Genomic DNA, 22,345 nt, shown 5'->3' with positions numbered 1-22,345 from the left:
GCCCAGCCCGCCCCTGACCGTCAGGACCTCCCTGCCCTGAACAACCGGCCCTTTCCCGACATGAGATGACTGTCACCGCTCTGCACAACCGGCCATGCATTACCATATCCAGGCTGCCCGGTTTTCCATGACAAGGACAGCTCACAGCTGCCAGACTCACATCGACAAGGCAGCTCACAGCTGTAATGATCGCCAGGACAGGACCAGACGGTCCTGACCACAGTCCATCCTCCTGGACAGGCCTGTGCCCTGCACATGCCGATGGCCTGCACTGCCCCATGCCCTGCACATGCCTGTGCCCAGCATAATCCTATATCCTGCATGCCCCCATGCCCGGTCCTCACTCATGGGCCAGCCTCAGCAATGGCACCATCTGGTCCCTGATTGCCAGCATCCTCGAGACTCGCTATGTACCGCAATGGCATCAGTATACTGAGCTATCAGTTCACTCATCCCTGCTCGACATTTGCCATCAGTTGCTCACCTGCACCACTCTTTAACCAGGGCAGGGACGTCACCCCATGCTCAAGTCTTAATATATGACAGCAGCAAGCAGCTGCCCTTCTGAGCTGTCCAGCTTAACAGTCCCGATCTTTTCAGCAGCCGCATCACAACGATCAGACCGACTAAGACGACGGCCCGAATGTCATGCGCTGAAGCAGCTTATGATGCGCTGGAGCAGCCTGGTGTAGAACTGATGCGCCTGGGCCCCTTGGAACATAGCTGATTGACTGGAGAAGCCTGGTTTAGAGCTGATGGCCGCAGGCGACAGGAGGTGCTGCTGCTGTGCTATGTTCAGCGGCAGCGCCTGCATGACTGCAGAAATGAAAAAGGCTGGTCCATAGGAACCAGCCGTTTTCACCTTTTTCAAGGAGAATGATCATGTCATTTGCTGATTATTCTTCGTCAGCACTCATGGCCTCGAGCTCCTGCTCGGCCTCTTCGGTGGACTTGCCGAACCACTTGACGTGGATCTTCTCGAGCTCACCTGACTCACGAATCTTCTCAAGACCGGCATTTAACTTGTCACGCAGCTCTTCCTCGCCCTTACGTACGGCAATACCGAAGGAGTCGATGTCTACCTTGAACTCAGGGGCAACAACATCGACGAGGGTATCCAGACCGGACTTGTTGAGGTAGTAGAGGTTTACAGGACGGTCATTAATCAGAGCCTCACAGCCCTTATTCTGCAGCTCACGCATGGCGTCAGCCTGATCGTTTAAGGCCTTTACTACACCAGGGGATACCTTGTCAGCAAAGGTGTGGGCAGTGGTACCAATCTGTACGCAGATTGGCTTGCCCTTGAGAGCCTCAGTGGTGGTGTACTTGGACTCATCTTCCTTTCTGATTAACATGGAAAGGTTGGAGTCATAGTAGTCATCAGAGAACAGAACACGCTTCTGACGGGCTTCGGTAATGGTCAGACCGGCGATGATAACATCGATGTTACCGGTGATTAAGGAAGGGATAAGACCATCAAATGGCATGGACATCATGGTGACTTCATCACCGTTGGCCTTGGCAATGGCATTGATTACGTCAATGTCAAAGCCGATGATCTTGCCGTCCATGTCGATAAACTCAAATGGAGCGAAAGTTGGGTGGGTGCCTACCTTGAGGTTTTCAGCCATGGTCTGGGCAGAGAATGAGGCGGCAGTAATACCGAGAGTTAAAGCCAGCAAAGTCTTCTTAAACATCGACTACTCCAAAAAATGTGGTAATCAAGAAACAGACAGGATCTGTTAGCTGCCTGTTCTGATGCAGGGCCGGATCAGTATCTGACGCTCTGCCTTATGTTATTTTGTTATTTTATGGATTTTATCATTAAGCCGCGATTCTAAGGGCTTTATGAATCTTTTGCTCAAAATTGGTGCTTTAAGATTATACCGACCCCAAAAACGTTCATAAAAGGGGCATTATCCCCCTTTTGCGCAGCTCAGGAGCCCCTGCACTATGCAGCCCCTCCTCCCTTGCTGCCAGCACACAACTGCACCGCGCCGCACCGGGCTCAGCTGCGACAACATAGCATGACGGCGCTGCGCAGCTGCAGCCCAGCCAACGCTGAGCGCAGGCGCCTTGGCCATGTTGAGGCAGACGCAGGCTGCTCCATGGGCCCAGGTCACTGGCGCCCGGCGGCGCCAGAACCGCAGGCCTGCAGACACCGTCAGGTTAAGGCGTGCGGATGCGAGCGGAACAGGGATGCACAAATGAAAAAAAACGCAGAAAGCGTGTACCTTCTGCGTTTTTGGGAGTACCTGAAGTCCGACATTAGTGAGGCTAACCGGCCTTCAGGACATTAATATGATGGAAACTGGTTTTTTCCGTTGCCCGCACCTGCCGGGGCAGCTGCAGATGTCATTGTCTTAAGCCGCGCCCTGAGGGGCATGCCAGAGGCACAGGCCAGAGGCTTAGATGATTACCAGACGGCCTTCGATGGCGCCGGCCTGGTCAAGAGCCTCAAGTACGGACATTAAATCGCCTGGAGCCAGACCTACTTCGTTTACGGCACGAACCAGGTCATCAAGAGTGGTGCCGCCGTCAAACTTGAACATACGGCCCTGCTTCTCTTCCACAGCGATGTTGGAATTTGGAACAACAGTAGTACGGCCCTGTGAGAAAGGATTAGGCTGTGAAACCTGAGGATCCTCGTTTACGGTCACAGTCAGACCACCATGGGTAACAGCGACTGGACGCAGACGGACATTGGAGCCTACTACGATGGTGCCGGTACGGGAGTTGACCACGATGCGGGCCTCTTCCTTACCCTCGGTGATGTCGAGGTTCTCCAGGGCAGACAGGAACTCAACGCGCTTTGCTGGGTCACGTGGAGCACTGACGCGGATGGAGACGGCGTCCTGAGCCAGAGCAGAACCGGTACCGTAAATATTGTTGATGGTATCGGCAACGTTCTTGGCTGTGGTGAAATCAGCACGATCAAGATTGAAAGTGATGGAGTCAGTGAGATTGAAGTCGTTTGGAATCTCACGCTCTACGGTAGCACCGTTAACGATACGGCCTACAGTAGGAGTATTAACAGTCACACGGGAACCGTCAGCACCTTCTACACCCAGACCGCCTACTACTAATGAGCCCTGAGCAATGGCGTAGACGTTACCGTCAATACCACGCATCATGGTCTGCAGCAGGGAGCCGCCGCGCAGGGAGTCAGCCTCACCAATGGCAGACACGGTAACATCAATAGTCTGACCAGGCTTGGAGAAAGGTGGCATCTCGGCGTGAACTACTACTGGAGCCACGTCAGAGATCTTGATACTGGTGTTCTCAGGAATCTTGATGCCAAAATTGTTAAGCATGGAGCGGAAGGACTGCTCAGTGAACTTGGAGTTGGACTCACCAGTACCGGCAAGACCAGCTACCAGACCGTAACCTACCAGCTGATTGGAGCGCACACCCTGCACACGGGCAAGGTCCTTCAGGCGCGCACCCTGAGCCGTGGCCAGAGCCACTGCCGCAAGGCAGGCAAAGGTAAATATGTACTTGAAAAATCGCATATCCCGTCCTTGGAAGATATTCCGGGAAATCTGTTATCAGCAGGGCTGCTGCCCTGCATCAATCAGAAGAAGATATTAAAGGCGCTGTTGAAGAAGCGGCTGATTAAGCCACGCTCCTGGGTATTGGCAAAGTCACCGGTGCCACCGTACTGAATACGGGCATTGGCAATCCTCTGGGAGGATACGGTGTTGTCGGAGCTTACATCTTCAGAGCGTACAATACCTGTTACACGAATGTACTCATTGCCATTGTTGAGCATGAGCCACTTCTCGCCACGAACCACGAGGTTGCCGTTGGCCAGAACCTTGACCACGCTTACGGAAATGTTACCGCTCAGACGGTTGGACTGGCTGGCATCTGAGTTGCCGGCAAAGTCAGAACTGTTGGTAAGGCCAACAGAGGTATCGTAACCGCCTGCTGTGACTGGTCGACCACCTACTGTCAGAGCTCCAAAGTTGATGGAGTTCTCCTTGCTCAGGTTGGTACCTGCATTCTTGGAGGCAGTGGTACGCTCGTCGAGGGTCACGGAAATAAGGTCGCCTACCTTATGGGCGCGGGTGTCGGTGTATAAGCCATTATTCGACGAATATGGGTTAAACAGACTTCCGCTTGGCACGGCAGTGGTATAGTCTTCCTCAGGTAAGGCCGGGGCAAAGTCAGGATCATCAGGCTGTGGGCCCATGGCATCCATTGCGCAGCCGGTCAGCATAAATGGAAAGACTGCTGCCAGTAAACAAACTCTAATATTCGCCATTACTTCACCATCAAGTTGACATGGCTGCAGGACACACTGTCCTGTCAGATGTAATATCAGGAAAATGACCTGGGATACCCTTTGTGAGGCTGTACGGAACAGTCAAAGCCGTGACTGCCCGGAGCAGATCGGTCCGATCTGTCCTGCCTCAGGCCGCTGCCCGGTCCCATAGTGACCGGACCTGCGTGCGCTCAGGTGTTCTGTCAGCTGCCGGCCTTAAAGCCTGGCAGCGCATGCACCTGAGGATCAGTTCGATTATACGGACTGGATCAGGGAGCCCATCATGGTGTCTACAGTGGTCAGAACCTTGGAGTTCATTTCGTAAACACGCTGAGCCTGAATCAGGTTTACCAGCTCTTCAGTAACCTTTACGTTGGAGGTTTCCAGCTGACCCTGACGGATAGTACCGATACCGTTCTCACCGGCTACACCCTGAATAGGGTTACCGGAGGCAGCAGTCTCGAGGTACAGGTTGTTACCGATTGGCTCAAGACCTGACGGATTGATGAAGTTGCTTACAGTAATCTGACCAATATCCTGAGGCTGGGCCTGGCCTGCAGTCTGAACGGAAACCTGACCATCAGTGGAGATACTGATGCCGGTTGCGTCCTCAGGAATGGTGATCTGAGGTAATAAGGTTAAGCCCTCGGCAGTTACCAGAACACCTTCCTCGTTACGGGTGAACTGACCGTTACGGGTATAGGCAGTGGTGCCGTCCGGCATTTCAATTTCAAAGAAGCCGTCGCCATTGATTAATAAATCAAGGGTGTTATCGGTGGTCTCTACGTCACCCTGGGTGAAGTTCTTCTGGGTGGCTACTACGCGGGAACCGGCACCGACCATTAAGCCCTCAGGCAGGAAGGCATCAGCAGTGGAACGGCCGCCTGGCTGGTTTACCTTCTGGTAAAGCAGATCTTCGAAGATAGCACGGCTCTTCTTGAAGCCAACAGTTGAGGCGTTGGCGAGGTTATTGGAAGTAACAGAGATATTGGTCTGCTGACTGTCCAGACCAGTCTTACAAATCCAAATTGCTGGAATCATGATTAATAGCCTCTTTAATCAAAGCTTAATAAACGGTTCTGCGCGTCGTCCATCTCGCCGGCAGACTGCATCATTTTTACCTGGGTATCATACTGGCGCTGAATGCGGATAAGGCTAGTCAATTCTTCGACAGGATTGACGTTGGAACCCTCAAGCATGCCGCTCTGTAAAGCTACAGTGTTATCAGCATCCAGGACAGCTCCGTCACGTGAACGGAATAATCCGTCATAGCCCTTTTCAATGGCTCTGAGTTCAGGTTTGACCAGTTTGATGCGCTGGTACTCTTCTACTACATTGGCATCGGCGCCCATTGGCTTGCCGGTGATGTAGCCATCAGAGTTGATATCGATTTGATCAAGTGGAGCAGGGAGCACGATCTGATTACCGTTCTCATCAAGAACATCCAGACCATTTGAGGTGCGCAGCACGCCATCTGAACCGATAGTAAGGCTGCCATAACGGGTATAGGCCTCACCGCCCTGATTGTCGCGAACAGCAATAAAGCCTTCGCCCTGCAGAGCTACGTCCAGAGTACGACCGGTTGTCTGCATGGCACCACCTTCAAAGTTGTAACCAGGCATTTCGGTCATGGCAAAAGCACGAGTAGGGAACGCATTACCAAAGACGCTCATGGCGCGGGTGTTCTCAAACTCAGCCTTGAAGCCTGTAGTATTGGCATTGGCCAGGTTGTTGGAACGCACGGTCAGGGAATGGAAGTTTTCCTTGGCACCGGCCATTGAGACCCATAATAAATTGTCCATAACTCCTCCGGAATTTCACTAGATCACCCTGTATGTAGCAAGGGGTGTGCCACACCGTTAAAACCGTATATATATGCCGTTTATTAAGGGTTAAAAGTCGGATTTTTGAACTGATATTTCATATCTTGCTCAACAGGAATCAGCTCCCGAAAAAAAAGCCCCGCATCACCAGGGAATCTGTCGGGAAAAGATATTTCCTGCTCACTTAAACCCTGTACAGCACCAGACGTGCCAGAGCCGCACAAAGCCCCTCTCCAAAGCCACGCCCCACTCAAAAAGCCTATATCTATCGCATTTGTCACCACCACCACAAAATCCCGACCCTAAGCCGTAAAACAACAAGATCCCCACCTGTCACAGCTTTATCCCCAAGATTGACAGCAAACAGACTTGGAACTCACAGCAAGCCCCCACAATAAAGCCACATCCCCAGCCTCTGCCACAGCCCCGGCCTGCCCCCACAAACATGCTCATAACTCTGATAAACAGACCATTTATTAATAAAGCGTCATATAAAGGACAGTACTCATGGTTATGACAGAGTTACGACAGCTCAAAACAGCCCAGACAGGCAGGCCCAATCTCACTGAAAATCATCAAAATTGCAGTAAAAACGACCAAAATCGACCCAAATTACACGAAAATTCACTGAAAAACGCCAAAAACCCAGCCAAAAACTCAAATTTGCCGCGGCATCGCAAAAGACCCAGTCTCCCGCAGTCAAATCCTCACCAGCTCCACGCCCATGCTGCCATGGCCGCGCATCTCAGACCATAGCAGACCAGATCCGACCATTCGTGCCCGCATCGCCAGCTCCTTCACCTGCCTCTGAAAAACCAGACAACAGCGCTTCTCAGGCACGCACCAGCCTCACCAGAAGCCTCACCAGAAGCCTGGCCCCATGCACGTGCTCAGAGCACAGCAACTACAGCTTCAAGTGACAGCGAGCTGTACTGAACCAGCAAGTCTATACGCCAGCAATATTGAGCGCAGATCGGATATCCAGGCCAAAGGCGCCGCATTTCCCAGCTACGCATCTCCCTCCCCCACATACCCCAATTCCACAACTTCCACCCCCGTATCCACCAGCCCCGCATCTACCACAGCTCTGCTGCACTAAGTTCAGCCCCTGTAATCCCTATCAGGGCCGCTGCACTTCCTGCAAAACTGTCTTTCACTCAATCACAGACTGCAGAGCGATACTTAGCGAGCATGACCACTGTATGACACTGTCTGACATCGTGCTGTTACGCACGCCGGGAACAGCTGGGAATCACCAGGATCACAGGCGTCAAAAATACAGCTGCTCTGTAGTCAAAAATTATTTCTCCCTGCTTCATATTGCTACATTGCTAACTCACGAGTTCCAAGGTCAGCTACTGCATCAATAATATACCTATGAATTACTGTTTTTATAGGATCTAAATGCGGAAACAAGTAAGTCTTACGTATGAACTTTTTCAGCCGAGAAGCAGCTCTCAGCGCTGTCAGCTTTCGAGCTCTGCCAAGGCTGGCTGACAGCAGCCAGCGCCAGCTCCGCCACAAGCCCCAAACACGAGACTTTTATGGGCCTGTACCCCATTTACCCAAAAGCTGCTGAGCTGAACTGACAAAAACTACAATATTTTGTAAATCATCTCTGTGGATGATGACGGGAGTAACTGCCGCCAAATATCAGCTCAAAGCCGCCGTACAGCACAAAAAGTGAAATTTCCGCTTTTGCAGTTCAGGAATATTTAAATTGAAAAGTGGTGGTTGCAGCCTTCAACAGCTTCTACAGCCTCATCACCTGCATGCGATGAGTGCAATTGCGGGCTCATGCCTCAACATAATTCATGTCCTGACGAATGCTGGCAGCAGCTGACTTGTGAAAAGCAAGTGCTAACGAGAACATGATTCTGATGAACCTGCATACGGACTTTTTCTGTAAGACATGAATGACAGGCAATATGACTTTCCAGTCTCAGGAACAATGAGACGCTTACTAACATGAGCGGCTCATGGATGAACAGTAATTACGAGCTGAGTAGTAAGTAGATTGAGCGTAATGATCCTCAAGAGCTGATTACAGGAATTGACTCGACGGGATGGGATGCGACGGGATGTGATTGGATGCAGCAGGACGGGACTGGACAGGACGGGACAGGATGAGACTGAAAATGCGAAGTGTATCAGCCCCGGACATATTGAGATGGTGCTCCTTCTCTGGAAAGCGACTGCTATTTTGTAAAGCACATTGCCCTGTGACGAGCATGGTTTTCAAAGCATATCAGGACGCAACAGTGCTAAATCCAGATCCTGCTGCTACCGCAAATTCAGTGATGTTCTGATAGCATGACAGGCTATTTCAGTTAACTGCTGACAGTCATGTCGGCGCAGTAAATCTGCTGCTGCTGCTGTTGCTGCTGGTGCCTGCAGCTGCATTCTGTTCAAGGCAATGGCTTAGAGCTGCTGGTGCCTGCAGATGCGACTGTTCAAGGCAATGGCTCAGAGCTGGTGGTGCCTGCAGTTGCGTTCTGTTCAAGGCAATGGCTTAGAGCTGGTGGTGCCTGCAGTTGCGTTCTGTTCAAGGCAATGGCTTAGAGCTGCTGGCGATAGCAGCTGCGTTCTGCTTAAGGCAATGGCAGAGTGCCTGGCCAGGCCATGGAGTGGCATGGCAGAGCAGTTGGCCGTAAAGAAATGATGAGATTAAAAGATAGGAAAAGTATTGTCTTGCTGATGGACAGGAGGGGTTGAGGTAAGAGAGTTGAGATGAGCTTTGACTGACGGGATGGGCGTGAAGGAATTGAACAGTTTGAAATTACTGTTTTTCTGGGGAGGGCAGAATTGCAAAAGGCCAGCAGAGCTGGCCTTATGCGAGGAGTATTTCCCGTACCGCAGCGCCTCAGGAGCCGGCCTGTAAGGCCATTGTGATGCTCCTGAAATGCTCTGGTATGGAGAAATCTTTTGTTAGAGGGTAACGCGATTTGCCTTGTCGAATGGCAGCTCACCCAGACCATTAAGATTGAGCTTGGTCTCGGCGATGGTCTTGCCCAGGGATACTGAGGATACAAAACCAAGGCCCTTTGAAGGCAGGGTTACGCTCTGACCCTTGGAGTTGGTGCCGGTTACTTCAATGATGTAACGGCCAGGGTTACACAGGGTGTACTTGCTATCTTCACCATCTGCATCAGGCTTGGAACCATCAGGCTTGGAACCATCAGGCTTGGTGGTGCCGGAATCACCGCCGGTGCCGGTGCCGCCTGTACCAGTGCCGCCAGTGCCACCACCAGCGCTGCCGCCATCAGCAATAACGCCGGACAGCTTCTTATCGCCCTCAGGCTTGGTGCCGTCGGTAGTACCGCCGTTACCATCAGGCTTGGTAGTGCCGTCGCCATCAGGCTTGGCATCTGGCTTGACTGGACCATCAGGAGATAAGATACCCTGCCAGGCATACTTGATTTCACCGGTAAGAGTATCAGCCTTGTCGGTGTATACAACTTCGCCAGTCTGAGCGTCCTTAATGGTCAGCTTAACATTGGAGTAAACCTCGTCGCCGGCATCAATAGACCAGAGAGCAGGAGAGTTTACATTACCGCCAAAGTAGCCATTCTTCTGATCGGTGTAAACGTAGGTACCAATCAGGTTGGTGGCGTTCATGGCAGCAGATGAGCCTACAGCGCCCAGAACGTCGCCCATGTTGGTGTTGATGGAGTTTAAGCTTTCCACCATGGATAACTGGGACATCTGGGTAACCAGCTGGTTGTTGTCAGCTGGCTTGGTAGGATCCTGAGCCTGCAGCTGAGCAGTTAACAGCTGGAGGAAGTCAGCCTGGGTAAGAACCTGATCCTTAACCTTGCTGGAGGCTTCCTTGATAGCACTTTCTTCAGTCTTAATACCAGCCTGACCGTAGTCAAACTTACCGTCACCACCTTCAGGGGCTGGAGTCTGAGTACCACCGGTACGGGCCATAGGAGAAGATGGAACAGGAGCAGTGGTGCTGTTACCTGCCACAGTTGCAATACCGGTGCTTTGGTTGGCAGCTGCTACAGCTGCTGGATTATAGGCGTCAAGTGAACGGTACTTGGCGTCTGATAATGAATTGATAAATGAGCTGGCCATAATAATCCTCGCATTGGCTCGCTGTCTGTCAGTTTTTTACCTTAAGTATTGAGGTATCTGACTGCAAATCTTTGGCGCCCTGACAAAATCAGGCGTCCATACCCTATGTATTCACAATTTATGCCAGGTTTAGCCCTTAAAAACACCACTGGCCACCCCTCATCTGCTCCCAGAATCAGCAAATACATACAAAGCTCGGACAAATGGCTCTAAAAAGCTCATGCCCCGCGTCGGATTTCTATCACCACAGTGACATAACGCTTCATAAAACCGCCAGTATGCCCCGCTCTTTCAGCATCTGCCATTCAGCCCTGTCTGTGCCCCACTTACCCCTGCCAGCACTTCCTGCATTTCCTGCCCCTCTTGCCCAGATGACCAGGTATGAACTGCAAAACCTGCACGTGCATGCAGGGAATGCCGGGCACTGCCCAGGTCCGGCTGTATTTCCCTGCATCTGAGCAAGCTCCGGAATCTGCAGAGGCTGGTGCAGGTGCTGGTGCGCCAGCGTGGCTGACCGGCAGGCTGAAAACCGTAGGGCCGGTACATGAGAATATTTTGGTTCAATGCTCACCGGAGCCCTTTTAGTCTTATGATGAATCATCACTTATCGTTTTAAGGAGATTATATGAGCGAGCATTTACAGGCCCAGGATGTCATGAAATCCTACCGTCTGCTGGGTATTGGTGCCACCACTCTTATCGGCGCTCAGTATGGCGACGAACTTGATTATATGGCCGCCGCATGGGCCGGTGTCTGCGATTATGACAAGGGATATGCCGTGGTTGCCGGCAGTCACTTCACCCGCAAGCTGATTGAAAAGTCCGGCCGTTTTATTATCTGCTACCCTACCGTGGGCATTGTTGAGCAGACCATGAAGCTGGGCACCATCTCCATGAATGATGACAAGGACAAGATAAAGAACTCAGGTGCTGAGCTCTTTGAAGCCGAAGGTTTCAGCATGCCGCTGGTAAAGGGCTGTGCTGCCTGGCTTGAGTATGAGGTTATTCATGACAGGCACTCTGACAACCCATATGAGATGTTCTTTGGCAAGTGCGTACGCGCCATGAGCGACTCCCGTGTTTACAGCAACAATCACTGGAACTTTGACCAGGCCCCGGATCACCTGCGCACTCTTCACTATGTAGCCGGCGGTCACTTCTTCGCCATTGGCAAGGAAATCGTACTGCCTCAGTACGAGGAATAGTCAGATCTCCGCCGCCCCGGCGCAGCAGACACCCGGCGCCGCAGCCAGCAGCGCCGCTGCAGGCTACGAGAGCAGCAGCACGGGCCACGCCATACAGCTGCAGCGGCTGCAGCAAGCCGCTGCTGCAGGCGGCCGGGCCGGATTCAGGCCAAAAAAAATCGCTTTGCCCCTGAGGGTAAAGCGATTTTTTGTATACGGAAAACAGGTTGAAAATTACCGGCAACCCATTCACCGAAAAGCTTATAAATAAGCCAGTGAGCCTTGCACTGCTGCTGCACCTGTGGCGCAGAGCCTCAGGACATACCTGATGTCAGCGTGGGCCTACGTCACCTGCTGGTGCCTGTGACGGGAGCTCACTTAGTGAAGGGCTGGAAAAAACCTTAGTTCTGGCCCAGACGCAGGGTCTGCAGCAGCATGCTCTTGGCACTGTCAGCTACCTGAACGGCAGTCTGATAGGAACGCTGAGCACTCATCATATCGGCCATTTCCTCAACAGGGTTGATGTTTGGACGGTAGATGTAGCCCTCGGCATTGGCAAGAGGGTGATTTGGGTTGTATTCGGCGATGGCAGGAGCTTCAGACTCGTAGATACCCTTTAAGGATACGCCGATGCCATATGGCTCACCGGTTACCGGATCCATTGGCTCACCCTGCTGCTGGTTACGGGCAATAGCCTCTTCCCAGGCGGCAGAGAACAGTGGACGACGTGCCTTGTAAGTAGTCTCAACAGAGGAACTTACAGACTCGGCGTTAGCCAGGTTGGAAGCGGTAGCATTTAAACGAACGGACTGAGCGTTCATGGAGGTACCGGCAATGTCTAAAATTCTGAAAACACTCATTTTTGCACTCTGAATATTAATTATTCAGCCCGTCACTTTTCTCTTCTCTCTTATATCATCCACTGCCGTATCCTCTAAAGAGCGATATCTCCGGCAGATTTCAATTGCGGTGGCCTGCGCCTTGAGCACATTATCGCAGTGAGCCTGCAGGCATCCTGCGTTCAGTACATATCTGAAAGGCCGAATTCTGTTTTTAAAAGTGAAAAGGGCTGAAAGCAGATGGAAAAAAATGGTTCCTGAAAAAGAAGAACCGGTTACTGACCGCCTTTTAAGGCGCTTCTGAGCTTGGAAATACGGCCATTGAGGAAGGACAGGGTTGCCTGATACTCAATGTTATTGCTCATGTAGTTCATACGCTCAGTGCTGACCTCTACAGTGTTACCGTTGCCGGTATCAGGCTGGAAAGGATTGCGGTACTTCATGATGATCTTTGGATCCTTTAAGGCATCCAGATCAGAAATATCCATGTGACCGCTGGCAGTCTTGGCCATAGGGGCATTGTTGTTCTGCATCTGATATTTACCAGCCTCGTGAAGGGCCTCAGCAAAATCAATGTCACGGGCCTTGAAGCCTGGAGTATCAGCATTGGCCAGATTACCGGCCAGAATCTCAGCGCGATTATTACGGACCTTCATAGTGTGCTGATGCACACCAAATACCTGGTCGAAACTAACAGCCATTTAAGTAACCTCCAACGCGTGTCGAATATCAGACACGATTTTGTTTTCCTGACAGTATTACTTCAAAAGCTGTGCCAATCGCTTAAAACAGCATATTTATCAGGTTTTTAACCATATTTTTACCTGTTTTGACACCATAAAATCACATATCCCAAACAGTGATTTCCCCGCCCGAAAATCCACTGATTTCACCTCCTGCCCTCCCCAAAAAATGCCCTTTTCCCCTCTCCCATACAGGCCAGCATCCATACTCTAAGCATTAAAACTCACAACCGTACCCAGTGACGTCACAACAGAACCGCACCGGCTGACGGCGCACAGCGCCTGCCCACGCTGAGAGCCGCAAACCTGCTCGCGCTGTCACCTGAACGCCCCATGGTCCAGCGCAGCAATGCCCGTTACATTCACACTTTCCCTGCCCAACCTGGCATGACCGCGCACCCAGGTCAAATTCCCTACACTCAACTCATGGTAAAAATACTGACAGCCCCCGTGGGGTGCTCAACACAGCACAACAAATCCTTTTGGTCAGTGACCAGCCCATACTGTTCCCTGTATGCGGTCAGCACATGGGACATGAGAGCGCGCTCCATTATCACAGCACAGCATCTTGCGCAGCTGCAGGGGCATAGGACACCGCAGGAGCGCAACTCAGGCATTGCTGCACACTGAGCCGCCTGTGCACTGTCAGCACCGCCTGAGTGGCTTGTATGCGCATCTGAGGGGCAGACAGCACTGCCAGGCAGCGTGTATGCTCAGCGCGCACTGACGGCCCTGCAAGGCAGCGTGTGTGCTCAGCGCGCACTGACGGCCCTGCAAGGCAGCGTGTGTGCTCAGCGCGCACTGACAGACCTGCCATGCTGTGATATGGGGCTGCCAGCACGCATCAGGGCGCTGTGGCAGCCAGACACGCAGCAGTGAGGTTCTGCTTCCCTGCCGGCGGGCCGGTAGTGGCGCGGCGGGCCGGATCAAAATTAGATCTGTAACGGGTTGAGGCAAAAAAAAATCCGGTGCGCGTATGCGACCGGATTTTTTTATGTGCCCTCAGGCACGCGGACCAGCAGTCAGATTAGGACTGTGGCTTGAGACGGTAGGCCAGGCCAGGGTTGCATCGTACCATTTCGTACTTGTCTGACAGACCCTGGATAGACTCTGAGGAACCTAAAATCAGGTAACCGCCTGGGTTTAAGCACTCGGAGAACTTGCCTAAAATCTGGCTCTTAACTTCATTGGAGAAGTAAATGAGCACGTTACGACAGAAGATAATGTCAAAGCGGCCCAGCAGAGAGTAGGAACCAAGAAGGTTCATCTGCTTGAAGTTGACCATGTTCTTAATCTTGTCGTCAATGCGCATGACATTAGGGTCCTGGGTTGGCTTGAAGAAGCGGGCCTTACGCTCGGCGCTCAGACCACGGGCCAGAGCATGATTGTCATAGTGAGCAAAGCGGCAGCGGTCAAGCATTTCAGGGGAAATGTCGGTGCCGATGATCTGACATTGATCAGGATTGATATGACCTACGGAATTGGCCTGCTCCTGAACCACCATGGCAATGGAGTAAGGCTCCTGACCTGAAGAACAGGCGGCGGACCAGATACGTACCGGAGTCTTACCGGACTTGGCCAGCTCAGGGAGAATCAGATTCTTGAGTGCCAGGTAAGGGTAGGTATCACGGAACCACAGGGTCTCGTTGGTGGTCATGGCATCGATAACGGCAGAGCTGATGTCCTTGTAGACGGATGGCTGCATGGCGCGGTTGATGAGCTCATCAATGGTAGGCACCTTAAAGCGCAGCAGCAGAGAGGACAGACGGCTGTTTACCAGGTAGTGCTTGTTATCACCGAGCACGATACCGCTCTGCTCTTCGATGTACTGGGCAAAACGACGGTACTGGGCATCAGATACGCTGCGGGACTGTACGGCCAGTCGATCCTGAGTAGTAGGCAGAATATCAGGATTACGGGCTGCTACAGAGTCGTAACCGGCCTTCTGGGAGGCAATGGCCAGCTTGGTAATGCCAGGATAGTCAGAAGGAGTGAAGTGAGCACGTTCAGGGCCCTGAGTCTTACGCATAACAGAGGCAACAGCATTGCCGGTACGGTGTGGATACTTTTCCATACGTGCAGCAAGGGAGCCAGGAGCCGGAGCAGCTGGAGTTGCTGCTGAGGTATGATTTCTGCTGCTGTTAAACAGGGATGAAGCCGGTGTGCTGTTGGCAGTGGTACGTGCTGGGACCGTATTAGAACCGGCGGATCTGCTGCCAAATAAGGATGAACCAGTGGTACGTGATACAAACGAACCCTGGGAGGACTCACCAAAACGATTCTGCGGATTATCGGTCATACAAACCTCAATGACGTGACACTTGCCTTGATGCCCTGACACCATCTGCAAGTGTCCGGCATAAAAAATACTGTAAAAATTCCGGCAGCCTTAAACATGTGCTCGAATCTGTGCTGCGCCTGTCCCAATACAAGACTCATAACCGGGGACTGACAGCACCATGTGCTGTCACAGGCCCCGGGACAGCGCATCTGCGATGCCGGAAGCAGTTATCTGCTGAAAAAAATCTGTGCCTGTACTGACCATTATGCTGGTCATCAAAGCATACTAACATAACGCCGCAAAATGTGCCCGTTAAAGGTCCGACACCCTGAAAAAAGCTTAACATGACAGTCTGTACTGTCCGGTTTTCCGTCTGTAAGCCTGCAGGACGGCGCTGGTCTGCCATTTACATTGTGGTGCACATCAGCATGGTGCGCAGCAGTCGGCAGTACCCTGAAAAATCTGGTGGGAGCCGTTTCTGAATTCCTGCTTCAGAAAGGGCTGAGAGGTCAGATGGTCTGAAAGTTAGACGGACCATGTTCAGATGAGATTCCCCGTGGTGCTGGTATGACATGATGTCATCACCCGTGGTTTCCTTATGAGCTGACCAGAAGAAAACTTACTGATATTAGTCTTTCCCGTCAAAACTGTCATTTTATCCCCTTTGTCTTTACCCTGCTCTCACATGAGTGCAGGCGGGAAAAATGACCCCTAGAATATAGCATAAAATGTGGTTATTGCCATATCTAGAAACAAAAGGTGCAGCCAAATTAACAAAAAACACCAGTCACCGTTTTTATCGTATTTCCGTGGCAGTTTAAATAAATACCAGGAGGCTGAGATCAAGGTCGTACACACAGGAATACCAGTGCGCTTCCGTACATGTTTGCCATAAACCAGGATCATATGGAAACAGGCAGGCCTTGAAGGGCATTTTAAGGGCATATTTACGGCATATTTACGGGCATTGTAGCAGTTCATACCTGGCAGACGCCTGGCTGTTACTTCCAAAGAGTGTCAATATGTACAGTGGACTTACGCTCAGGTCACCAGTGCCCCGCCTGAAGCACTCATTAAAAACAGCAACTCAGCAGCTCTCGTAAGCTTATCTGTCACATGGCAAAATCAGGTAAAAATAATCAGATTTATGCAAACGTTGTCATACAGGATTAATGCCGTTTTTACGCACTTTTAAGACAGGGTAAAACACCAGTCAATCCATACTTGCTGCAAAGGAGTGGGCCCATTGCACAGTGCAGCGCAGCACTCCTTCCTGACTTGCGTTGAGATCATGGCCGTCCGAAAAAACAGCCTGGCCAGCCTCAAAATGGCAGCCCGGCTCAGACCATTGGGCCACCTTGATAATGCCTGATGGGCAGCCATGTTCGGGCATGGTGGGCCGCAATGCCTGGGCCTGATGGGCCGCCTGGGCTGAGCAAAAACAAATGCTCAACCCGAACGAATCAGATTGAGCATTGCTTGCTGATGCGGCCCTGGGTACGGCAGTCCTGAGGGGCCTTCAGCCGGGTCCTTTTTCAGCCTTGTAATCAGCCAGGTCAGGTGCGCTTGGACTTCATTACACAGTCAGCACCTGATACACCATTACATACCAGATCAAGGCCCTTTTCTACAGCAGCTGCCAGCTCTTCAGGGTTGAACTTTGGAATAAAGTCGTTGGCACCGGCCTTGGACACCATCGACTGGTTGAACACACCTGACAGAGAGGTATGCAGAATTACATACAGATCGCGCAGGTGAGGGCTGTTGCGGATATTGGCACATAAGGTGTAGCCGTCCATTTCCGGCATTTCAACGTCGGAAATAATCAGGCTTAAAGTATCCTTGACGGAGTGACCGTTTGATGCCATCTCATTGAGCAGAGTGAGGGCCTCCTTACCGTCATGAGCCTCAATAACATCGACACCGATGTCGGTAAGAGCGCGTTTAACCTGCTTAAGAGCGATCTTGGAGTCATCAGCAACCAGAACTCGGGTACCCTGAGGAACGGTCAGACGCTTGATGGCGTCAGACTCGAGATCATTACCAATAGGAGTGATTTCGTCGAGAATCTTCTCAACGTCGAGAATTTCGATGAGCTCGTCATCCACCTCGGTAACAGCGGTCATGTAGTTGGAGTGACCGGCACCTTTTGGAGGAGGCATGATCTTGTTCCAGTTCATGTTGATAATGCGCTCAACATTGGATACAAGGAAAGCGTGAGTAGAGCGGTTGTACTCGGCAATGATGATGTAGCACTTCTCGTAATTCTTTGTAGGGCGGCCGCCGATGGCGTAGGCTAGATCGATTACGGAGAGAGTGTTGCCACGGATGTGAGCAACGCCAATAACAAACTGATGCAGACGTGGCATTACGGTCAGGCGTGGGCAAGGTAAGACCTCGCGAACCTTGAACACGTTAATACCATAACGCTGTGACAGACCGGATAATCTGAAGAGCAGAAGCTCCATTCTGTTCTGACCAACCAGCTCGGTAAGCTGATTGACTTTGTCCATTACGCCAGCCATTTAATTCCCCTTACTTTGTGAAAAGTCCCGGCAAGACTGAAAACTGAAAGTGGTGCTGATACCACCGAGGCAAGAAAAACTGCTCAAATGTCATGCGACAGCGCCTGTGCAACAGCATTTAAAAAGCACATTACGCAGCGTCTTAAGAAAAGCTGTGCCAGGAAAAAGGCAAATCATGTGGCACCTTAATCCGGCACATCCCGTTGTGACGGGCTCAAAAAGGAAATCACATCCAGCTGTGTTGACCGTAAAAGGCTCACTGAGCCAGCTGAGCACTTAAGATTGTGTCAGCAGTTTTATGATCCGAGCCTGCTGGCTCCCAGGGTTCTGGATAGATACAAAGAAACTTAATGATACAGTTTCCCGGTTATTATAGCGATATAATGCCCCAACTCTTGCGCAAAATGTGCAAAAAAGTACGTTGTCGCTCAAAAAGACGCCGCATTATCCCCTCAGTCTCACTAAATTACCCTCAAATCTACACCAGGCAATATTCAGCTTCCCCCCATAATAATCTGAAAATATCCCGGCACTACAGCCTCGCAGCAAAACAGCAGACAAAATCCTGCCCTGCAGCACTGCAGAAAACCAGCAGACAAAATCATACCCTCAGATCAGAAAAAGCATACCCAAAGGAAGGAAAGTCACTCTCCAGAATCATAACGGAACGCACCCGCCACCTTGCTGCCATCTGGCTGCCGCCAGGCCTCTCCTACAAGCGCTCCGTTCCCAAAGCTGCCCCCTCTCTTACCGGATAACCTGCTGATCTGCAGGCCGGGCTGTGCAAGGGAGAGCCAGGTTATGGGGAGATGGTCAGGGCCGTACTTAAACGCATGGGACAGGCAAAGAGCACAGCGTGGAGGTAAAACACTGCATGCATCAAGCAATGACGTGCACCGCAGCCATGGCAGGAAACGGGTCCAGGCCCAAGACGGCGTCCAGATCTGAAACGGCGCTCAGGCATGAAAGGGAACAGTGGTCTGGGGCAGCGCTCTGGCGCTGACCGTTGCACGGGAGCAATTAACAGCGTACCAGTCCCCATCATGGGCTGTGCCATGAGCGATGACCTGGGCCACTGTAATGGTATGTGACTGGACCATGAGCAACGGCCATGCCCTGCAAGGATGTGGGCCGGCCGGGCCGGCTGGCCAGGCGGGGCAGTCCTGTCTGGGATGGCTGGCTGCCGGGGTGAAATTGCGGGCATAAAAAAACCGCCATGCCTTTGTCAGCACTGCGGTTCTTTTATTGGAGGGTAAACAGAGGGCACAGGCTGCCCAATGTGACCGTTAGAAAAGCTTGTTTAAAGAGCGCTCGGAAGCAATAAGCTTGTCAGCTACGCGATTAAAGTCGAACTCGAGAGTACCGTTGTCGTACTGCTGCTTGAGCGCAGCTACCTTGTCGTAATCAATACCGTCGGAGCTTCTGGCAATATCAGCTGCCTTGGAAAGTGTCTTGGCCTTCTCGGTAAAAACTACGTCGTCAGTGCCTGGGGCGGTGGAAGAAACTTTTCCTTCGGCCTTTGCATCCTGGGTAGTAGCTCTACGGGCACGAGCCACATTCTCGGGCATGGCCTTAATCGCATTATCAAATAAGATGTCGATTGCCATGTTGTTATCCCTCTTTCAATAAAATTCTTGCAATTTAAAGCCTGGAAAGTCTTATCTGCAAGACTTTTCCTGCATTGTATCAGATCTGCTGCGATTGCCCGGGCTCTGGGCAATAAATGATCACACTCGTGACAGTAATCCTGTCGTATCTGATGCCTCACTGGATGAAACATCCAGATAAGACAGGAATACATGATTGAAAGATATAATCTTTCTTCTCTCTTAATTATCATCGAGGCGGGTGCTGCAGACTCTGAAACTTGCCGGGCTGAAGCCCTTTAAGATGCAGGCTGCTGCATTGAGATGTGATTTTCATTACATCTCTAACCTTTGCTTTATGTAACGACAGACGATCGGTTTTCTGCAGCCCCCGAGCAAAAAATTTTTTTGCCCCCGATCACAAAGACTTAACTGGTCTCCCTTAAGGCTGACAAAAAACCTGTTTTCGTCAGTGTTCGTGTGTAAGCACAATGTAAAAATCCTGTTTATATGCACTCCCTGAATTGTGCACCAAATTGGGTACGTTTTGGCTTTTATGCCATATTCATACTGATAAAAAGGCTGATTACAAAAAATAATAGATACAAAAACCCTCATTTTTACATTACAAAATCCCCACCTGATCAATGTGAAAACGCTTACCAGCCCCTTCATATTTTTACAGACCAGGTAAAAATTGTGCTCCCCATATGTATTTTTGATCCTGGCAATTCCCGGCACCTGCACTGGGAACAGCTAGGTATCGGCCCATCAAAATTCACCTCAGGCCGCAATTACAGGCCGATATGCATATGCAGCCTGATCTGGGCTGCTGCCCTGCAATGACTTAAAATCCGGCTTACCACTTCTGCCAGTGCACTGCAGGATCTCCTGTCCTGCCGTACATTGCAGCAATGGAACACATGAACAGCTGAATATGTTTTAGAAAGGATTAATACAGGCTCTAAAACAGCATCTTAGGCAAAGTAAAGCATTTTTTCGGCACTAATCTCTACATATATGCAGCGTACCATTGTGAGGCGCCAGCTCCCACATCATGACGTTCTGCCGCATAAATAAGCCTGTTTTCCCGCCCGCTGCTTTCCTGGCAGGCGCCCGCGCCATATTTTTGCCAGATGCGTTTTGTGCTGTTTTGCAGAGCATAATGCAAGGCGCCATGCTGATTTTTATGCCGCTGATAAAAGCTTACGCTTGAGCTATTTCCCTTTTATTACTCTGTCTGTTTTAAATCCAGTCCCGGCCCCTGCCCTGTACGCGACTTATTACTTCTTGTCCCCTCAGGCCGTCATATCATTGCCTGCTTTTGCTTGCGGCCGGCTTTTGTACCCCAACGGCTTTCTTACCTGTACGCGGCTTTCAGCTCTTTTACATGATATCAGCGAATGTTAACTGCTCTCTGCCTTACGTCATCAGCTCTGCTCTCACAGGCTCAAATGATGACGGCCCGCCTGATGGTCAAATCAGACGGGCCGTCATTTACATCTCATGGAGCCAGATGGCTCTTTACAGCCCGGGCCACCCGGGCGCGCAGCATATTCCTGGGATACTGTCAGGGAGGAAACTCTGGATGAGATCCCTGCCTCAGTCAAGGCCCCATGGCCATGCTCTGGCGGCATGGAACAGGCTAAGGACCATGCGCTGGCGGCATGGCGGAGTGGCTACATGGCTGCTAGAAAATTACCTGTACTTCGGCCGGGGCTGATACTACGGCAGAGACTACCTTGTTGGACTTGAGGTTGCGCACTCTGATGGACTGATTTATGCCGCCATCATCAAGAGCCAGACCAGTAGTCTTAAGAGCAAGGCCGTGGCTGCGGGCTACGATGCTGACCTTGTCATTCTTGCACACCACGCAAAATGAGTTGGAGCGGATCTGCTCGCCTTCCTTGACATCACGCTTGAGACGGCTGCCTACCAGGATGTTGGGATCAGATACGGCTGTGGTCAGATTGGTCTCTTCATTGAGATAAATGGTACGCAGATCGGAAGAGCCAATGACAGAGCCACGGGTCAGATTACGTGAGGCTACCAGGGCCGGAGTCAGAATGGATACCTTGACCGGTACAAAGATGGAATACTGATTGTCAGGCTGAGAGCAGGTAATCTTTACCTGAGAGGTGCTCTTGATTTCAGAGCCCTTGAGTTCGGCAGTCAGATAATTGGTGCAGCGGCCACCGTAGCTGCGGCGCTCATCGAGCTTACCGGCACGCACTTCAATTTTCTTGTCGCCATAATCCTGATGTTCAAACTGAGCCAGGATGTACTGCTCGGCAACGGTACGCAGGAATTCTGCTTCCTGAGGAGTAGCATGAGCTCCTGAGACGCTGGCAAGCAGCAATGCAGGAATCATGACCAGGGCACGTGAACCTCTGAGTGCTCCAGCAAACAGGTGGCCGGCCTTCATTTTCTCGGTAAGCATCTTTAAGGCGTTTACTGGCCTGTTATGACGCATGGCAAGGATCTCCTCTTATTGAGCTGTTGCAGCACATACTATCAGAAAAAGCAGCATACTCCCCAGCTGCCAAAAGCCTATGATAAGCCTTTTTGCTTATCAGTTCCTTAGCAAGATGCACATGCTCCGGCATGGACACCGCCGCAGCCCCACATGCAGTGGCACATCGCTCCGTCATTGACACCGTCCAGCTCCACATGCAGTGGCACATCGCTCCGTCATTGACACCGTCACAGCCCCACATGCAGTGTCACATCGCTCCGTCATGGACACCGTCCAGCTCCAGATGCAGCAGCACAAGGACCATGCTCTATCAGTAAAAAGGGCCGACGTCACCATATGGCACATATGGCAGCGTCGACCCTGTACAGGCATATGAAGAAATTGTGTATCTCACCTGCAAATGCCCGGCAGGCCAGGTTTGGCAGCCAATGACTTTCACCTCGCTCCACCTGGCTCTTGCCACCTGTTCTCCCTTGCTCTCGCCTCTGCTCTTTATCCGGGCCCTGCACCTTACAGTCATAAATGACTTTCAGGGCCGGGCT

The 22,345-nt window shown here is 51.5% G+C and carries 13 protein-coding genes; 1 reads left to right on the top strand and 12 read right to left on the bottom strand.

Going from position 1 to position 22,345, the window contains the following annotated elements:
• Positions 1-896: 896 nt before the first annotated feature.
• From MXE39_RS03670 to MXE39_RS03645, 6 genes are all read right to left on the bottom strand, one after another.
• Positions 897-1,697, bottom strand: a complete 801-nt coding sequence (locus MXE39_RS03670; RefSeq protein WP_246977320.1) for a basic amino acid ABC transporter substrate-binding protein — start codon at positions 1,695-1,697, stop codon at positions 897-899.
• Between the two features lie 711 nt (positions 1,698-2,408).
• On the bottom strand, positions 2,409-3,512 hold the full coding sequence (locus MXE39_RS03665) for a flagellar basal body P-ring protein FlgI (RefSeq protein WP_246977319.1): 1,104 nt from the start codon (positions 3,510-3,512) through the stop codon (positions 2,409-2,411).
• Positions 3,513-3,574: 62 nt separating this feature from the next.
• The gene (flgH, locus tag MXE39_RS03660) at positions 3,575-4,267 is read right to left on the bottom strand and encodes a flagellar basal body L-ring protein FlgH (protein ID WP_246977318.1); all 693 of its coding nucleotides are present in this window, start codon (positions 4,265-4,267) and stop codon (positions 3,575-3,577) included.
• Between the two features lie 255 nt (positions 4,268-4,522).
• Positions 4,523-5,308, bottom strand: a complete 786-nt coding sequence (gene flgG, locus MXE39_RS03655) for a flagellar basal-body rod protein FlgG (RefSeq protein WP_246977317.1) — start codon at positions 5,306-5,308, stop codon at positions 4,523-4,525.
• Between the two features lie 14 nt (positions 5,309-5,322).
• The gene (locus MXE39_RS03650) at positions 5,323-6,069 is read right to left on the bottom strand and encodes a flagellar basal body rod protein FlgF (protein ID WP_246977316.1); all 747 of its coding nucleotides are present in this window, start codon (positions 6,067-6,069) and stop codon (positions 5,323-5,325) included.
• Positions 6,070-9,018: 2,949 nt separating this feature from the next.
• Positions 9,019-10,170: a flagellar hook capping FlgD N-terminal domain-containing protein gene (locus tag MXE39_RS03645; protein WP_246977315.1), complete on the bottom strand. Its 1,152-nt coding sequence runs from the start codon at positions 10,168-10,170 to the stop codon at positions 9,019-9,021.
• A gap of 625 nt (positions 10,171-10,795) precedes the next feature.
• Here MXE39_RS03645 and MXE39_RS03640 point away from each other — a divergent pair.
• Positions 10,796-11,374, top strand: coding sequence for a flavin reductase (locus MXE39_RS03640; RefSeq protein ID WP_246977314.1), 579 nt, complete (start codon positions 10,796-10,798; stop codon positions 11,372-11,374).
• Positions 11,375-11,754: 380 nt separating this feature from the next.
• Here MXE39_RS03640 and flgC read toward each other — a convergent pair whose 3' ends face one another.
• The 6 genes from flgC to flgA all read right to left on the bottom strand — a co-directional run bounded on the left by flgC (position 11,755) and on the right by flgA (position 21,800).
• Entirely contained in the window at positions 11,755-12,213 is a 459-nt protein-coding gene (flgC, locus tag MXE39_RS03635; protein WP_246977313.1) for a flagellar basal body rod protein FlgC, read from the bottom strand.
• A gap of 254 nt (positions 12,214-12,467) precedes the next feature.
• Positions 12,468-12,893 (bottom strand): flagellar basal body rod protein FlgB, encoded by a 426-nt coding sequence (gene flgB, locus MXE39_RS03630; protein WP_246977311.1) that lies wholly within the window; start codon positions 12,891-12,893, stop codon positions 12,468-12,470.
• Between the two features lie 1,069 nt (positions 12,894-13,962).
• A complete protein-coding gene (locus MXE39_RS03625) occupies positions 13,963-15,234 on the bottom strand; it encodes a protein-glutamate O-methyltransferase CheR (protein ID WP_246977310.1) in 1,272 nt (423 codons plus the stop codon).
• 1,538 nt (positions 15,235-16,772) lie between these two features.
• Positions 16,773-17,741, bottom strand: a complete 969-nt coding sequence (locus tag MXE39_RS03620; RefSeq protein ID WP_246977309.1) for a chemotaxis protein CheV — start codon at positions 17,739-17,741, stop codon at positions 16,773-16,775.
• 1,286 nt (positions 17,742-19,027) lie between these two features.
• A complete protein-coding gene (flgM, locus tag MXE39_RS03615; RefSeq protein ID WP_246977308.1) occupies positions 19,028-19,348 on the bottom strand; it encodes a flagellar biosynthesis anti-sigma factor FlgM in 321 nt (106 codons plus the stop codon).
• A 1,669-nt stretch (positions 19,349-21,017) separates the two neighbouring features.
• Positions 21,018-21,800, bottom strand: a complete 783-nt coding sequence (gene flgA, locus MXE39_RS03610) for a flagellar basal body P-ring formation chaperone FlgA (RefSeq protein ID WP_246977307.1) — start codon at positions 21,798-21,800, stop codon at positions 21,018-21,020.
• Between the last annotated feature and the right edge of the window lie 545 nt (positions 21,801-22,345).

The organism is Anaerobiospirillum sp. NML120511, assembly GCF_023050955.1.
Taxonomy (GTDB): Bacteria; Pseudomonadota; Gammaproteobacteria; order Enterobacterales; family Succinivibrionaceae; genus Anaerobiospirillum.
Note: the sequence above shows the minus strand (reverse complement) of the source record. Positions and strands in the feature narration are given on the sequence as shown.

Coding starts and splice junctions, on each gene's coding strand:
- MXE39_RS03645 (WP_246977315.1), bottom strand. CDS start 10,170: ATGGCCAGCTCATTTATCAATTCATTATCAGACGCCAAGTACCGTTCA.
- flgB (WP_246977311.1), bottom strand. CDS start 12,893: ATGGCTGTTAGTTTCGACCAGGTATTTGGTGTGCATCAGCACACTATG.
- flgG (WP_246977317.1), bottom strand. CDS start 5,308: ATGATTCCAGCAATTTGGATTTGTAAGACTGGTCTGGACAGTCAGCAG.
- flgH (WP_246977318.1), bottom strand. CDS start 4,267: ATGGCGAATATTAGAGTTTGTTTACTGGCAGCAGTCTTTCCATTTATG.
- MXE39_RS03665 (WP_246977319.1), bottom strand. CDS start 3,512: ATGCGATTTTTCAAGTACATATTTACCTTTGCCTGCCTTGCGGCAGTG.
- flgA (WP_246977307.1), bottom strand. CDS start 21,800: ATGCGTCATAACAGGCCAGTAAACGCCTTAAAGATGCTTACCGAGAAA.
- flgM (WP_246977308.1), bottom strand. CDS start 19,348: ATGGCAATCGACATCTTATTTGATAATGCGATTAAGGCCATGCCCGAG.
- MXE39_RS03625 (WP_246977310.1), bottom strand. CDS start 15,234: ATGACCGATAATCCGCAGAATCGTTTTGGTGAGTCCTCCCAGGGTTCG.
- MXE39_RS03620 (WP_246977309.1), bottom strand. CDS start 17,741: ATGGCTGGCGTAATGGACAAAGTCAATCAGCTTACCGAGCTGGTTGGT.
- MXE39_RS03650 (WP_246977316.1), bottom strand. CDS start 6,069: ATGGACAATTTATTATGGGTCTCAATGGCCGGTGCCAAGGAAAACTTC.
- MXE39_RS03640 (WP_246977314.1), top strand. CDS start 10,796: ATGAGCGAGCATTTACAGGCCCAGGATGTCATGAAATCCTACCGTCTG.
- flgC (WP_246977313.1), bottom strand. CDS start 12,213: ATGAGTGTTTTCAGAATTTTAGACATTGCCGGTACCTCCATGAACGCT.
- MXE39_RS03670 (WP_246977320.1), bottom strand. CDS start 1,697: ATGTTTAAGAAGACTTTGCTGGCTTTAACTCTCGGTATTACTGCCGCC.